At 50.4% G+C, this 14,127-nt stretch carries 15 protein-coding genes; 12 read left to right on the forward strand and 3 right to left on the reverse strand.

Features of this window, described 5'->3' with window-relative positions; genetic code table 11:
* Positions 1-16 precede the first annotated feature (16 nt).
* Both ACQR3R_RS07110 and ACQR3R_RS07115 read left to right on the forward strand, forming a co-directional pair.
* On the forward strand, positions 17-1,300 hold the full coding sequence (locus ACQR3R_RS07110) for an MFS transporter (RefSeq protein ID WP_428271309.1): 1,284 nt from the start codon (positions 17-19) through the stop codon (positions 1,298-1,300).
* A gap of 122 nt (positions 1,301-1,422) precedes the next feature.
* Complete coding sequence (locus ACQR3R_RS07115) at positions 1,423-2,295, forward strand: methyl-accepting chemotaxis protein (RefSeq protein WP_428271310.1); 873 nt, start codon at positions 1,423-1,425, stop codon at positions 2,293-2,295.
* On the opposite strand, the gene ACQR3R_RS07120 is transcribed toward ACQR3R_RS07115, so the two are convergent.
* Positions 2,272-2,706 (reverse strand): HAMP domain-containing protein, encoded by a 435-nt coding sequence (locus ACQR3R_RS07120; protein WP_428271311.1) that lies wholly within the window; start codon positions 2,704-2,706, stop codon positions 2,272-2,274. The genes ACQR3R_RS07115 and ACQR3R_RS07120 overlap by 24 nt on opposite strands.
* 13 nt (positions 2,707-2,719) lie before the next feature.
* The gene (locus tag ACQR3R_RS07125; RefSeq protein WP_428271312.1) at positions 2,720-3,190 is read right to left on the reverse strand and encodes a hypothetical protein; all 471 of its coding nucleotides are present in this window, start codon (positions 3,188-3,190) and stop codon (positions 2,720-2,722) included.
* Positions 3,191-3,506: 316 nt separating this feature from the next.
* Here ACQR3R_RS07125 and ACQR3R_RS07130 point away from each other — a divergent pair, with 316 nt between their 5' ends.
* From ACQR3R_RS07130 to ACQR3R_RS07170, 9 genes are all read left to right on the forward strand, one after another.
* A complete protein-coding gene (locus tag ACQR3R_RS07130) occupies positions 3,507-4,310 on the forward strand; it encodes a dienelactone hydrolase family protein (protein ID WP_428271313.1) in 804 nt (267 codons plus the stop codon).
* A gap of 3 nt (positions 4,311-4,313) precedes the next feature.
* The gene (locus tag ACQR3R_RS07135) at positions 4,314-5,192 is read left to right on the forward strand and encodes an EamA family transporter (protein WP_428271314.1); all 879 of its coding nucleotides are present in this window, start codon (positions 4,314-4,316) and stop codon (positions 5,190-5,192) included.
* A 334-nt stretch (positions 5,193-5,526) separates the two neighbouring features.
* Positions 5,527-6,048 (forward strand): cupin domain-containing protein, encoded by a 522-nt coding sequence (locus tag ACQR3R_RS07140; RefSeq protein WP_428271315.1) that lies wholly within the window; start codon positions 5,527-5,529, stop codon positions 6,046-6,048.
* A gap of 10 nt (positions 6,049-6,058) precedes the next feature.
* Positions 6,059-6,826, forward strand: a complete 768-nt coding sequence (locus ACQR3R_RS07145) for an alpha/beta fold hydrolase (protein ID WP_428271316.1) — start codon at positions 6,059-6,061, stop codon at positions 6,824-6,826.
* Positions 6,823-7,635: an aspartate dehydrogenase gene (locus ACQR3R_RS07150; protein WP_428271317.1), complete on the forward strand. Its 813-nt coding sequence runs from the start codon at positions 6,823-6,825 to the stop codon at positions 7,633-7,635. The genes ACQR3R_RS07145 and ACQR3R_RS07150 overlap by 4 nt, the downstream gene beginning before the upstream one ends.
* A gap of 400 nt (positions 7,636-8,035) precedes the next feature.
* The gene (locus tag ACQR3R_RS07155) at positions 8,036-9,247 is read left to right on the forward strand and encodes an aromatic amino acid transaminase (protein ID WP_428271318.1); all 1,212 of its coding nucleotides are present in this window, start codon (positions 8,036-8,038) and stop codon (positions 9,245-9,247) included.
* 206 nt (positions 9,248-9,453) lie between these two features.
* Positions 9,454-10,029: a DUF1349 domain-containing protein gene (locus tag ACQR3R_RS07160; protein WP_428271319.1), complete on the forward strand. Its 576-nt coding sequence runs from the start codon at positions 9,454-9,456 to the stop codon at positions 10,027-10,029.
* Between the two features lie 2,549 nt (positions 10,030-12,578).
* Entirely contained in the window at positions 12,579-12,776 is a 198-nt protein-coding gene (locus ACQR3R_RS07165; RefSeq protein ID WP_428271320.1) for a hypothetical protein, read from the forward strand.
* A gap of 27 nt (positions 12,777-12,803) precedes the next feature.
* Positions 12,804-12,986, forward strand: a complete 183-nt coding sequence (locus tag ACQR3R_RS07170; protein WP_428272598.1) for an antitoxin Xre/MbcA/ParS toxin-binding domain-containing protein — start codon at positions 12,804-12,806, stop codon at positions 12,984-12,986.
* A 111-nt stretch (positions 12,987-13,097) separates the two neighbouring features.
* On the opposite strand, the gene ACQR3R_RS07175 is transcribed toward ACQR3R_RS07170, so the two are convergent.
* On the reverse strand, positions 13,098-13,571 hold the full coding sequence (locus tag ACQR3R_RS07175; protein ID WP_428271321.1) for a helix-turn-helix domain-containing protein: 474 nt from the start codon (positions 13,569-13,571) through the stop codon (positions 13,098-13,100).
* 82 nt (positions 13,572-13,653) lie between these two features.
* Here ACQR3R_RS07175 and ACQR3R_RS07180 point away from each other — a divergent pair, with 82 nt between their 5' ends.
* Entirely contained in the window at positions 13,654-14,112 is a 459-nt protein-coding gene (locus ACQR3R_RS07180; protein WP_428271322.1) for a hypothetical protein, read from the forward strand.
* Positions 14,113-14,127 lie beyond the last annotated feature (15 nt).

Consider the following 14,127-nt stretch of genomic DNA (forward strand, 5'->3'; position numbering starts at 1 on the left):
GAAAAGGATTTTAGTAATGAATGTCCAAAGCGACCTTGCCGTAACTACACGCCAACTACCATCGCTACGCGGTATGCAGATCACCACAATGACGATGCTGATCTTCGCTGGCCTCATCAACAATCTCGATCGTAGCGCTCTTTCAATCGCGAACCCTTTGATCAGTCAAGAGCTTCAAATCAGTGCTGCCGGCATGGGCGTATTGATGTCAGCGTTCTCACTGGTCTACGCGTTTTCTCAGCTACCGATAGGCATCATTCTTGACCGACTGGGAGCGCGCCTGGTTCTTGGGTGGGGACTTATCATCTGGTCTTCGGCGCAAGTATTTTGTGGATTGGCAAACAGTTTCAGTCATCTTTTCATTGGTCGTGCTGTGCTCGGAGCAGGTGAGTCTCCCCATTATCCCGCGAGCGCAAAAGCTGTCAGTGAATGGTTCACCGCGGAAAAACGTGGAGGGCCAACAAGTCTCTTTTTGATCGCGGGAACGATTGCACCAGCCATGGCGCCACCGCTGCTGACTCTCTTGATGCTTAGTCTTGGGTGGCGTTGGATGTTCGTCGTGCTGGGTGTAATGGGCATTTTTTTAGGTCTTGCTTGGCTCGCCTTTTATCGGAACCGTGCTGACTTTGATCAAGCGGTAGCAAAAACCGATGCGCCGGTAATTGTGAAGGAAAAGATCTCGTTACGTGAGTGGTGTAGCCTTTTTCGCCAGCGTAATACCTGGGCGATGATCTTCGGATCGGCTGGAGTCATCTACATGATCTGGTTGTACATGTCCTGGCTGCCGGTCTATTTGCAGAATGAACGCCACGTGAGTATCGCCCTGACGGGCTGGCTGGCAGCTATTCCTTATGCATTAGGCACTTTAGGTCAACTCAGCTGCGGGATGCTTATCGACTGGCTTGTACGTCGAAGATGGTCAATTTCGGCAAGTCGCAAGCTGCCGATTTGCGGTGGTCTGTTCGGCGCTGGCATTGCGACTCTGTGTGCTGTATTCGCTCCGACAACGACGGGAGCGTTAATTGCGATTTCTACTTCCATGTTCTTCATCTATTTCGCAAACGTTGGCACCTGGGCGTTGGTCGGTGTAATGGTCGATACGCGCTTTGTTGCGACAATGGGCAGTTTGCTTACTTTTGGTGGTTATCTTGGTGGATCCGCGGCGCCCGTGATCACTGGCATCTTGGTCGATCAAACACATTCCTTTTCCATAGCCCTGAGCATCAGTGCTCTTTTGGCGTTCACCGCGGCGCTGATCTATTTGTTCGGAATTAAGCTAAATCCCACCATTAAGAAATAGGTTTTCCATAGATGGCTCAAAGGAGAGGGTGGGGCGTTTTGCCGTCTGAGCACCTCGGTTAACAAGCTCAAGGCGGGCTGCTGAATAGCACGGTTGAAGAAAGTTCATACCGGAACAGATGGATGAGGCGCGCAAGCATTGGTGGCCAACCAATCATTGCCCAGGTGAGCAAAGCCGCGGGAGAAACCCGCAGTACCGCCAACCAAGCCGCAGCAGTAGCAACTGAAACCAGCACTGGTATGCAGCAACAGCTTCGAGAGGTCGAACAAGTCGCTACCGCGGCTCACGAGATGAGCGCCACTTCGCAAGACGTCGCAAAAAATGCCTCAATGGCTGCCGGGGCCGCGCGCGATGGCGACGGTGCTACTCAGCACTGCAAAGAAATTATTGAAGCCACAACAGGCTCTATCCAATTGCTGGCAAAAAATATGGGGGATGCGATGAAAGAGGTTCATCAGCTCTCCGACAACAGCGAGAAAATTGGCAGTGTCCTTGACGTTATTCGCTCCATTGCTGAGCGGACAAATCTACTGGCACTAAATGCTGCGATCGAAGCGGCACGCGCAGGTGAAACCGGTCGCGGTTTCGCAGTTGTGGCTGACGAAGTTCGTCACTTGGCCAAGCGAACACAAGACTCAGTGAGTGAAATTCAGGGTGTCATAGAGAATCTACAGAACGGCACACGAGGTGTAGTCAATGCGATGGAGTCACAGCACCGCCAAGCTGACTCAAGTGCTGAACATGCGCTAAAAGCTGTGACAGCGCTCGCACGAGTAAGTCAAAGTATTGAAGTGATAAACGACATGACCCTACAGATCGCGAGCGCGGCCGAAGAGCAAAGCGCGGTCTCTGAGGAGGTCAACCGGAACGTATCTGCAATCCGAGACGTGACCGAGTTACTTGCAGAACAGGCACGTGAGTCTGCAAGTGTCAGTCAGTCACTGAATGAGCTGGCGAATCAGCAGCAGACGCTAATGGGTAATTTTAAAGTTTGATGTGGTGAGCGCGAGGCGTCGCAAGGTATGAAGCTTGTCTAGAAAGGCGTTGAACCAGCCAACCAACTTTCCCATTTCGTCGCGTCGTTCAAAATCGAGGCGACGCGTGAGGTCACCCTCACCATTTGCGATATTTTCAAGCATGGCAGAAACCCGAATAATCGGTTTGCTAATGCTCGCGGCGAGTAACCACATCAGAGTGAGACCTACTATCGCAACCGAGCTTCCAATGATGATTTGTTTGCCAATGCCTTCAGCATTAAATCGCTGAAGGGTTAGCTGTAGATCCTGCGCCGGTGCCATAAGAGTCGCTTCTGGGACACTGATGATGACTTGCCAAGGTGATGCGCCCTGCACAGGTGAAAAGGGGACAGCGATCATCAATGCACCGTCACTGGTAGTTTCTGTCACCGTCAAACCATCTTTACGAGCCTGCTCTATATTGGTCGTTGTTCGTACAGGGTCGACTGACCGAAGCAAAGTCAACGTTATCCAGCTTGTCCTTATTAAAAGCCACAGCGATGCCGAGGATTTCCGGTGTGGCGGCTGCCTGTGCTTGCATCAATTGAAACAGGTGAGTACGCAGTACATTGCCAGGTAGGCGATCCTTAATTGCCTGGTTGCGCATTACGACGATTTGACTTGCGACTGTTCGAGTGAAGACGTTTGCGCTCACGAACCGTTCTTGGATGACATCGGCCTGTTGTTTTGCTGCGGCGTTCAGGTAGCGAAGGGCACCGTCCTTCAGTGAGCGCGTTCCTGATTCATCAACCAAATATGACGTTTGCCGTATGTGATCAATGGAAAAAAATACCAAACCAATGATCACACCAAGGAGGCAGAGGCCGGAAACCAGGATGATTTTTGTTTTTATTGCTAGGTGAGAGAACTGCATGAAAGCGCCTCGCATAAAGGGGTAATATCTTAATCGGCAAGGTAAACGATTACATTAGAATTGGCCTTGATTTTTTGAAGCGATGTATGAGTAAAAAATAAGACTCAGATGGTTGACACAGAATCTCGTAAACGATTACATTTGTCTTGTCAGCGATTTCTCCCAGCTTTTGCCAGGGGCGGAAGGGGCAAGGCAATTTGCTTCACGGCAGATTTTTTGGCTCTGAATGTAATTTTACAGTCAGGTGCCAGGTCAAGGCTCGGTTTGGTCACCCGCTTTGGCGCAAAGTTGTAATTTTTCGTTAGGGTTTTGTTTCATGTTTGACCCGCTGATTTCAGCGGGTATTTTTTCTTTGTTGGTGCTCTTCCTCACCCGCTTTCACACCGGCGGGTTTTTTTTGACGTTAAGAAAAGGGTCGGTCATGGGAAGTTGGGTTGCGATGTCGGAGGAGGGGGGAAGTGATTTTTCCGGTTACCTCTGTTTACCTCCTTCTGGCAGAGGCCCAGGCCTTCTGCTAATCCAAGAAATATGGGGGGTAAATGCCCATATTCGCGCGATGGCAAATGCCTATGCAGCCGAAGGTTTTGTGGTGCTCGCGCCAGATGTCTTTTGGCGTCAACAAGCCCGTATTGACCTGACCTATGACGATGCAGGTATTGAGCAGGCCTATAAACACTACAACGCGCTGGATATGAATCAGGCGTGCGATGACCTTGGTCGAGCTGTCGAATATCTAAAAGGTTGTGAGTTCGTCGAGGGGAGGCTCGGTGTGCTGGGATATTGCTTGGGCGGCACCTTGGCCTACTCCCTGGCAGCTAACGAACACCTCAGTGCCGGTGTCAGTTATTACGGCAGCGGGATTGGTGGGATGCTAAACAAAACTCCGCGGATGGCTTTTCCTTTCCTTTTTCATTTCGCCGGAGACGACCACCTCATCGCGATGGGGGAAGTCACCAGGCTCCAACCTTTACTGAAGGCTACCGGCAATGCCAATTTTCGAATTTATGAGGGGCAACGCCACGGCTTTAATTGTGTGGAGCGATCTAGCTATTCGATGGAAGCAGCGTTGCTCGCTAAGGCCGGCACGCTGCGGTTTCTTGCTCAACACCTGGTACGCTGAGTCATGCGTGCCAGCTTAGCGCTTGCTGCAAACTCTACAGCGTCCCGAAAGAGCGCCTCGCTTCTGGTATGCATGGCAGCATTCTTTCTCGCCATACATGATGCAATGGCCAGGCACCTGATCGCCACGCTTCCTGTAGTGATGCTGATATGGGTTCGTTATTTTTTGCAGGCGGTCTTGATGTCCGCTTGGGGATGGGCTCGATCAGGTCCTGCAGTATTCAGCACGCGGCACCTAGGACTGCACTTTGTAAGAGCACAGTGCCTTGTAGTATTGAGTGTTTGTTTCATTGTCGGATTGAAGTACGTGCCGCTCGCAGAGGCTACGGCATTGAATTTTTTATCGCCTCTGTTCGTGCTTCTGATTAGCAGGCTTGTATTGCGTGAGTCAGTCGTGCTCTCTCAGTGGGCAGCTGTTGCGGTGGGTCTGGTTGGCGTGCTGATGATCGTAAGACCAGGAGAGGAGCTATTCGTCCCTGCGGCGCTTTTGCCTTGCTCTGCAGCTTTCTTCTTGAGTATCTATCAGTTGGTGACACGAGCGGCATCAAGGTTCGATTCGCCAGCGACATCCACTATATGGCTCGGCATTTTTGCTTTCTTGATCGCCAGCTTCGCTCTTCCGCTTGTCTGGGTGACCCCGACGCTCGATGATTTGTCCTGGATGCTTCCTATGGGGTTGGCAGGAACATTTGCCCATTGGCTATTGGCTTCTGCGTATGTATCTGCGAGTCCCTCATTTCTCGCGCCATTCAGCTATATCCAAATCGTTTTCTCGGTTTTTTTGGGCTTCGTTCTGTACTCGACCTTTCCTTCGTTTGCGGCGTTAGGTGGGGTTTTATTGATCTCGATCGGTGGATTGATTGCTATCAAACGTCATAAATAGAGATCTTTCGAGAGGCACGAAGGCGCATCCACAGTCCTCTACAGATAAGGTGCGCTGGTTGTTCTGACCAATGGCGTGAAAATCGCTTGCGAATTGGATAGTAAACGATTACATATAAAGTACCTTCATATGTTGTGGTTATTCGTATGAGCTCCAGGTCAAGGAATAGCAATACTTTGTAGATTCCATAGCTCGCTGGCTTATTCGGAAAATGACTGTCGTAAGGCCGCTGATAGCGGATGTAAGTGTTTTTTTTGATTTTGAATGTAAACGATTACGAGCCTTGAAAGCCAAGTATTGGCAGGCTCGCCCAACAAGCTTGACGGAGGTTTTTGTGACTAATACAGCAATTGATTCGAACGAACCGGCAGAAGCAAAAGGGACTCTGGTCTACGTCACTCGTGAGACTGAAGTCAGCTACTGGCAGCCGAAGCCTGCAAACGGCTATGTCTCTGTGGCGGTATCACCTCAGTTGTTCAAGATGAACCGTAACTTCTCCGTGGGTACGCAAATGCTGCCGCCTGGCGGTCGTGTTCGTGAACATGCGCATGCGGCTAATGAAGAAGTCTTGCACTTCGTATCTGGCACCGGCACCGCAGTGGTCGATGGCAAGGTGTACAAGCTTGAACCAGGCGTGACCCTGTTCTTGGGTGAGCACAACTCTCACACGTTCAGCAATGACGGCGACGTAGATCTGCACTGGGTATGGTTCATGAATCCAAGTGGTTTGGAGACTTTCTTCCGTGATGTTGGTCGCCCTCGTCAGCACGGCGAGCCTGCTCCGGAGCCATTTGAGCGCCCAGCAAATATCGAGCAGATCGAGTCCACCGGTATTTTTGCCTACACCAAAAACTGAGATTGATGACATGGCAGAAAAGATCTACGCCCAGGAGAGAGGGGCGGGCATCCCTGTAGTTTTGATCTCAGGATTGGGCGGGCTGGCCGAGTTTTGGCAGCCGGTTGTCGATCAACTCAAAGACGACTACCGGGTGATTACGTTCGACCACCCCGGAGTAGGTCGAAGCGAAATTGAAGGGTCACCCAACATCCTGGGTATCAGGGATGCCTTACGTGGATTGTTGGATGAGAAGGGCATTGAGTCGGCTCACATAGTGGGGCACTCGACCGGATCATTAGTCGCACAAAGCATGGCGCTGGATCACCCCGAGCGGGTAAAGAGCATCCTGCTTAGCTGTGGCTGGGCCATGCCTGACAAGCGTTTCAAGGACTTTTTTGCCTATCGTCAGTATCTGCTAATCAAGCTAGGGGGCGCTGCTTACAACGCGCTCACTCGCTTGGTTGCTTACCCATCGAAATGGTATGGCGAGAATTTCGCAATCGATGATCCGCTCGATTTTGAAAAGGTTTCATCGGTAGATGTTGAGATGACCTATGCACGAATGGAGATGCTTCTGAACTTCAGCCGTCGTGATGAGTTGTCGACTCTGAATCTGCCTGTGTGGGTCGTTGGCGCTCAAGATGATTACATCATTCCTTTTCATCATTCGCAGGAACTGGCCAGTCTCATTCCTGGATCCAGCCTCGTTGAGCTGAGTGGTGGTCATTTTCCACCGGTTACTCGCACCAAGTATTACACCGCACTACTTCGTCAATTCTGGGAGTCCATAGCATGAGCACTAACAAAATCAGCCGCGTCGGGATAATCGGGCTTGGGGCTATTGGCAAGCGCGTCCTGAATGCCTTGCAAACCCAACACCTTCCTCAGGCGTCCTACGCTGCAATTGATCATGCCCCTCATGCTGACGACTTCGTCAAAGCGCATAGGCTCGAGCTTTTCACTGAAGCCCAGCAACTGATCGATTGGAAACCAGACCTGGTTATCGAATGTGCAGGTCATGGTGCGGTAGTTCATTCAGTCCCTGTGTTCCTTAATGCAGGTATAGACGTCGTAATTGCTTCTATCGGCGCACTTGCTGATAAGTCGCTGGCTGCAGATCTTGAGCAAGCGGCGGAGTCAGGTGGTGCACGATTGATACTCGTCTCGGGCGCGATCGGTGGCTTGGATGCCATGCGCTCTGCTCGAGCTGCTGGCTTGGACGAAGTGTTGTACGTAGGTCGCAAACCACCGCAGGCGTGGGCAGGAACACCTGCCGAAGAAGAGTTCGACCTTGATCAAATCAAGGTGCCAACGACGATCTTCCGTGGTACCGCTGCTCAGGCATCCATTCGCTTTCCAAAAAATGCAAATGTGACGGCTGCTGTTGCATTGTCCGGAGTTGGTTTCGACGACACACAGGTAGAGTTGATCGCTGATCCGACTGTTGGAAAGAACGTGCACGAGGTTAATGCCAAGGGCGCGTTTGGTGAATTGTCGATTCGACTGATCAATAACCCGCTGCCTGACAATGTGAAGACATCCTGGTTGGCGGCGTTGAGCATTGAGGAAGCGGTCAGTAAGCAGCTACTGACTACCGTATTCTAGTTTTTGATTGAGAATGTAATCGTATACAAAAAGACATGTTCTTCTGACCTCATTTCAGTGGCGGATAAGAGTTTCTTGTTCCTGTCGCGGCTCTCAAGAACAAAGCATTTATGGCGAAGGAAAAGTCGGCGCTTGCGCCGCTTTTTCGTCATGGTTTTTTAATAGCCAGAGGTGGTCGATGTGTTTCTATCGCTACCGTCTCTGACGATCTCAGCCTGAGCCATAGCTCCTCAGCCTCCTATGGTTTTGCGCTGATTCTATAGCCTGTCTCAGCGCAAGGTATGGGCAGTCAAAGCATGGCCTGAGGGCATCAAAGAATTTTGATTTGTTCCTAAGTTTCGTGCAGTGATCTCAGCGATCCAGAGCGGCGCGCTGATCGGTACCTCAGGGAGTTACGACTATGTTTAACCATGTTGAAGGCTATGCCGGCGACCCTATTTTGTCTTTGATTGAAGCCTTTGAAAAAGATCCGCGGGCAGACAAGGTCAACCTGAGTATTGGCCTTTATTACGATAATAACGGTGAGATACCTTTGCCATCTTCTGCGCGCGAAGCAGAGATGAATCTCTTTGAGAAAGGGCAGCATGCATCTCTGTACCTGCCCATGGAAGGCCTCTCTGAATACCGTGAGGGTGTACAGGGCTTGCTGTTTGGCAAGGATCATCAGGCCGTCAAATCTAACAGGGTGGCAACAGTACAAACGATCGGGGGGTCTGGCGCGCTCAAGATTGGCGCTGACTTCCTAAATCGCTACTACCCCAATTCACAAGTTTGGGTTAGTGATCCTACTTGGCAGAACCATCATGCGATATTTGCTGGCGCGGGCTTCAGGGTGAATACCTATCCCTATTTTGATGCTGCTTCAGGGACGGTAGATTTTGCCGCGATGGTACAAGCTCTGGAAAGTCTACCCGCGCAAAGTATTGTTGTGCTTCACCCTTGCTGTCACAACCCAACGGGCGCTGACTTGACACCTGATCAATGGGATGTTGTGACGTCAATCGTGAAGGCAAGGGAGTTAATTCCTTTCCTGGACATTGCGTACCAAGGCTTTGGCGTTGGTATGGACGAGGATGCGTATGCAATTAGATCAATGGCTCAAGCAGGTGTCAGCTGCTTGGTCAGCAACTCTTTCTCGAAGATCTTTTCCCTATATGGCGAGCGAGTAGGGGGGCTTTCAGTGGTGTGCCAGGATGAGGCTACAGCTGACAAGGTTCTGGGACAGCTAAAGGCAACAATTCGGCAAAACTATTCGAGCCCACCTCGACATGGGGCGCAGATCGTCTCAACAGTCTTGGCTCAACCGGAACTCAAAGCGTCCTGGATTGCGGAGGTGGAAACTATGCGTCTGCGCATCGTTTTAATGCGCAAAGCGTTAGTGGCGAGATTGAGTACTGCGTTACCTGATCGAAATTTCAGTTTTTTTCTGACTCAGCAAGGGATGTTTAGCTATACCGGCTTCAATGCCGATCAGGTGATGCGCCTGAAGGTCGAAAGCCGTATTTACCTTATCGGTAGTGGTCGGATCTGTATGTCTGGATTGAACCCTCAGAATATTGATCAGGTTGCTGAGGCAATGGCCAGGACATATGGCATTCGAGAATGCGCTTGATGGTGTAGTTTTGTGATTGAGCATGACAGAACCCGTCTTTACACGGGCTCTGTCATTTCTATTGCTGTAAATGGCTGCTCCTTCGTCATTCAGTTACCGCAGAGTCCTGGATCATGTACCAAGGCCTTACGATTTACCTAGTCAGGGTGCTTCTATCCTGAGCAACTTACCTTGGAGGCTTACGCCTCAGCATTGGAGGGAAGGCAATGTTTGATTCGTGCCAGTGGATTAACGAGCCCAAGATCTGGTCAATCGATGGACATAAGTTGTCAGTCACGACAGATGCCAATACCGATTTTTGGCGAGGCACCTACTATGGTTTTTTTCGTCATAGCGGCCATTTCTTTGGAGCCAAGGTTACCGGCGATTTCACAGCGCAGATCCGTGTAATAGGCGATTTCAAAGAGCTTTATGACCAAGCTGGGTTGATGGTACTCATCGATGAAAAGCGCTGGATCAAAGCGGGCGTGGAGGTGAATGACAACGCTGTCGTGAGCAGCAGCGTATTGACTAATGGCCTCTCAGATTGGGCCGTTAGCTCGGCATTGACAGGTGGCAATGAGTTTTGGCTCCGCATCACGGTAGCCCAGGGCTCTGTTCGTGTTCAGATTTCTGAGGATTACATTGTTTGGCCGCTAGTGCGGCTCGCGGCGTTCCCGGTTGCAGAGCACTATCTGGTAGGCCCCATGTGCTGCACACCTGAGCGGACGGGGCTGCGCTTGAGCTTCAGTGAGTTCACTGTTGGGCCTGCATTGAAAAAAGAGTTACATGATCTCAGCTAAGAGATGCGGCGACGCCTTGAGCAGCGGTTAAGTCAATTTTCACCGAGCCTTGCAGATCTTGAGTCGGTGATTGGCGACGAGCTATGTATATATATGGGTTTCAGATTTAGCGCCTACCGATAGTGAAATACACGATTTAACATAATATACATTATGCGTAACGACGTGTTTCCAGATCAGCCCGGTTCCACGCAGATCTCAAGCAGTGTCGAGATTTCTTAAAAACAAGAATTTTCATGCAAAAGAAATAGGCTTAAAAACCAATAATATACGGAGGTTATTTCGATCCTTTCTTAAGCATTCTCCTTTTTAACTCCTACGACATCGTGGCGTGTCCTGTCTTTCGGCTTCACCAATAGTCCGCCGTACTAAAGATCAGAATTTTTCCCCCTACAACACAGAAACTGTAGAACTGTCGTTGTCACTTTAAAATCAGAAAAATCAACTTAAAAACATATCCTCGAAAAATTCATAGGCCTAGAAAATCACGAAAATAATTCTTCGTGGTTTAGGTATATGAAGTAATCGGCGCTGTCCCACTCAGTACAAAAATCGATACCACGAACATCATTGGACTTAACCCATGACTACATCCATGAGCCTCATACGACATTTTAGCCCTTTGCAGCCATACGGGAGCATGCCTGTCGTCGGAGCCAGCAGTTCTCGGAAGAATCGCGTGAAATTGCCCTAGAATCGCGCGTTCGTGCACCGTATGCGAGTTCTTCTGTTCGTTTGATATAAGGGGGCTTTTGGTTACAGCTTGTACAAGCACGTCGCTATGTGAAATCTACAGCGTTCAGCGTGGAGTTTGTGCACAGATTTCAAGGGCTGCCATACGTGGGAAAGACAAACGCCGGCTGATGTACATGCAGATGCTGCGGGTTTGGCGGGTGCCACCTTGCGATTGAAGGCTGTGAGCTTTCCTCCCACCAAATACCCTGGAAGCTCGCCAGAATCTGGCTAGATGAAAAGCTCAGTAAAATGCTTGTCCGGTACCGTTGTTAACCACAATTTTGACTTGTAAACCTCAGTGGTTAACAAGTCAAAAAACAGGCTTACAGAATGGTACTGCACCTGATTGTTAACCTTGACTTACCTAGCGCGCCTGGGATTTCAAAGCTCCGCATTGCTGTTCGAGCCTCGCGAATTGCCAGTCGAAATGTTTACCCTTATTATTGCTCGCGTTGCACTGTCAACAGCGACCGTAATCATCGGATTCGGTAGATGTTGCCCCTCCTTATCTACCAATAAAACGTCGAGCTCAAACGTACAAATTTCAACGGACTTCTTCATTTTTTGACACCCTGCTAGATTAGGTTGGAGTTCATCAGAACGTCATGAAGCGTCATGTCTGAAGAGTGATTTGTGCTCTTGAGGATAGTCTATGCACCACCTGCCGCCAGAGGCACCTTAACAGGCTCTATATGGAGAACATCAGCCAACTCAACTAAACATCTATTTAGTTGAGCTATATGTATTGTTGATTGGCTTCCCTACTGAATTCATCTTTCTTTCGCGGTACTTACGGCGATCATTGCCTCTGTCCTATCGTTGTAGCCAGTAGCGCTCCCCTACTCTGCCCCATCAAATCATGCGTTAGATGGCCCAGTTCGGTCGCATTTAGTGCGCCGGATGGGTTGAAATACCGATTTCATCCTTGGAGAAACGACTTAGAAAACCCTATTCAGGGTTGGGCATGACGCTGAGCGTGACTCCGGCGCAAGCTGTGGTTGGAATGGCGCCGTTATGGGTACCGCTTACGCCCTGCAATTCTGGTCTGTTATCAGAAACAGCCTCGATTTTGATGACCGGCCACGGTGATGCGCGCCCCGCCTTGAGGTCGTCCAGAAAGGAGGCGACCATTCCTGAGTTGAACCAGTAAGGATTTATTCCAAGGAAACTGTGCGCTCGCCGAGCCTTCCGGTGAGTGCAAGTGCGATAGCTTCCATCAGAGATTACTTACCAGCGTCGCTGCCGCCCACCAGTAGTTTCATCTTTGGGTTGGGGGTAAGCTCGAGATTCCGGTGGATTCTGTAGCCCTTAATTTGATCTTTGTGATAATCGTACACTCTTGGTACTTGGGTCGGTGCTGCGTTGCTGGGCTTTTAGAGGTGATGGCCAATGTGGTTCGAACTGCGAACGGTTAGCAAGCTCATGCAGAGTAGTTCTCAGATTTCCGGAATTCGCGTGCTTGCCGCTTGCGAAATGACTAGTCACCCTCCCCGGGCTTCAATTGCCTGATTCGGCCAGGTGACAGTGGAAAATTTACCATCCTGGATGCCATCGAGCTTTATCTTGGCGCCAGGCGTAGTGCTCCCTTTGGGGATACCGACCATTACAACCTCAACGTTAATGTGCCTATCAGCATTTCAATTACGTTGGGCGACCTGCCGAACGACCTGATCAATTCGGTGCAGGCTACCATGCGCGAAGCATAAAATCGGGCTAGGCTAGCTTCAAATGTCGCAACCGAAGTTAGCCAGATGGTTTCTCCTCGTACCCAAACAGCTAAATCGACACCGCCAGCCCGCAAGCCTACGGAGTACTTGACCCAAGTCAAAATCGAACAGCTCAGCCAGCTCAGTATTTTCTTGCTGGCCAGGGAGGGTTTCGCCCTCAAAGATGTTCAGGCCATGCTCTCGGTCTCTGAGCTTTACTCGTCATCGAGGGTCATCAAGCGGATCGTCGGCAAGCCCATCCGAACGAGCCAACGTCAGGGCGATGACTCAGACAGCTCGGCTTAACGTTCAGCAGAGCGCGGTGGCCTTTCAATACGCGAAGGTTCTAGAACACGCGACGACTATTTTTGGCACACAGCGGCTTGCCAAAAATGGCTCGATCGGCCTTGTAAGCACCTTGCAGGCAATGTCCCTCTTAACCTTATCGATAACTCTCTTGGGTTTCAGGCTGTCGAGGACTACCTAGAGCGGATTGAGTTAGCGGCTTACCAATGACCTTCCGGCCTCAGGCGCTTAGGCAAGAACATGATCATACGGGCTAAATCTGTGGGCAACGCTACGGTGTTGCAGGCGAGCTCTGCTACCGCTGTGACGAGGCCATGGTTGTTACAAATTCTTAACTTGGACGATTACACCAGAAGCTGATTGAAGTGTTGCAAGAGTAGACAGGCTTCCATTGCAGCGACCATGGCAACCGCTGCGGCTATATGCACACGCTGCAATGCTGCCATACTCGGCGCTCGGATAGGCTTTTGGTTGGCTCGGACTCTTTTGATCATGTGCAAGTGAAACGGTGTCATTGGGTGAAAGCGAAGCTAATTCGGTTTCAATATTTTTGAGAAGATCGGATACATTTTGCCGATTTTCTTTGTGCAAATATGCAACAACCATCATGGTAAGTGGATGGACGTTGAGCACTGAGGACAACTGTTCCAGCTTTTCCAGTGTGGGACTTTTCAGGCCTCGCTCCAAGGTGCTCAGATACGTCCGGCTGCTGATACTTGAAAAGTCCTCTTGGGTGAGCTGCTGCCGCTTACGGACCTGTTTGAGCGCAAGGCCAAACGCTGTGTTGAGTTCCAATTTGCCGATTCCGCAAAAGGAACGATGGAGCGCTATCGAAACCTATAGAGCTACAATCTATAGTGTTCATTTCGAGGTGGCTATGTTCACTACTTACCGTCATACAGAAATCGGATTGGAGCTGCCCGAAGAGCTATGCTCCGCTCCCCACCAGCAATTATGGAGCTGCGTCGAGCAGGAGTTGATCTTGCCTTGGTTCTACCTGCAGGTGGTACGTCGCTATGGGCGGGAATTAAATGCCACCATGCTGATGCTATATCACGCCCATGAGCTTAAGCAGTACGTTGATTACCAGTCAACACGAACGTGGATCGAGCAGGTGCAGTTGGTAACCCCGCCATATATGAATGGTCAAGCCAGATGGTTAATGGAGCCGCTGCAACAGGTCTCGCTCGTAGAAGCTCCAACGGATGGCGCCCATTTCCTAGTATTCAAGGTGACCAGCGGCTCTACCTATTCGTTGAGGGGCGACCTCGATCTCACACTCCCTGCTATGCATGTCTTGTTCTGTGCAGAGACCGATCTTCGTCACCCCAGATAGAACAGAGCGCAGGCG

The organism is Gordonia sp. IEGM753, from assembly GCF_050321825.1.
Classification (GTDB): domain Bacteria; phylum Pseudomonadota; class Gammaproteobacteria; order Pseudomonadales; family Pseudomonadaceae; genus Aquipseudomonas.

Excerpts from the sequence above, each read along its gene's own strand:
- ACQR3R_RS07125 (WP_428271312.1), bottom strand. The coding sequence starts at position 3,190 with ATGCAGTTCTCTCACCTAGCAATAAAAACAAAAATCATCCTGGTTTCC.
- ACQR3R_RS07130 (WP_428271313.1), top strand. The coding sequence starts at position 3,507 with ATGTTTGACCCGCTGATTTCAGCGGGTATTTTTTCTTTGTTGGTGCTC.
- ACQR3R_RS07135 (WP_428271314.1), top strand. The coding sequence starts at position 4,314 with ATGCGTGCCAGCTTAGCGCTTGCTGCAAACTCTACAGCGTCCCGAAAG.
- ACQR3R_RS07180 (WP_428271322.1), top strand. The coding sequence starts at position 13,654 with ATGTTCACTACTTACCGTCATACAGAAATCGGATTGGAGCTGCCCGAA.
- ACQR3R_RS07145 (WP_428271316.1), top strand. The coding sequence starts at position 6,059 with ATGGCAGAAAAGATCTACGCCCAGGAGAGAGGGGCGGGCATCCCTGTA.
- ACQR3R_RS07155 (WP_428271318.1), top strand. The coding sequence starts at position 8,036 with ATGTTTAACCATGTTGAAGGCTATGCCGGCGACCCTATTTTGTCTTTG.
- ACQR3R_RS07110 (WP_428271309.1), top strand. The coding sequence starts at position 17 with ATGAATGTCCAAAGCGACCTTGCCGTAACTACACGCCAACTACCATCG.
- ACQR3R_RS07160 (WP_428271319.1), top strand. The coding sequence starts at position 9,454 with ATGTTTGATTCGTGCCAGTGGATTAACGAGCCCAAGATCTGGTCAATC.
- ACQR3R_RS07150 (WP_428271317.1), top strand. The coding sequence starts at position 6,823 with ATGAGCACTAACAAAATCAGCCGCGTCGGGATAATCGGGCTTGGGGCT.
- ACQR3R_RS07115 (WP_428271310.1), top strand. The coding sequence starts at position 1,423 with ATGAGGCGCGCAAGCATTGGTGGCCAACCAATCATTGCCCAGGTGAGC.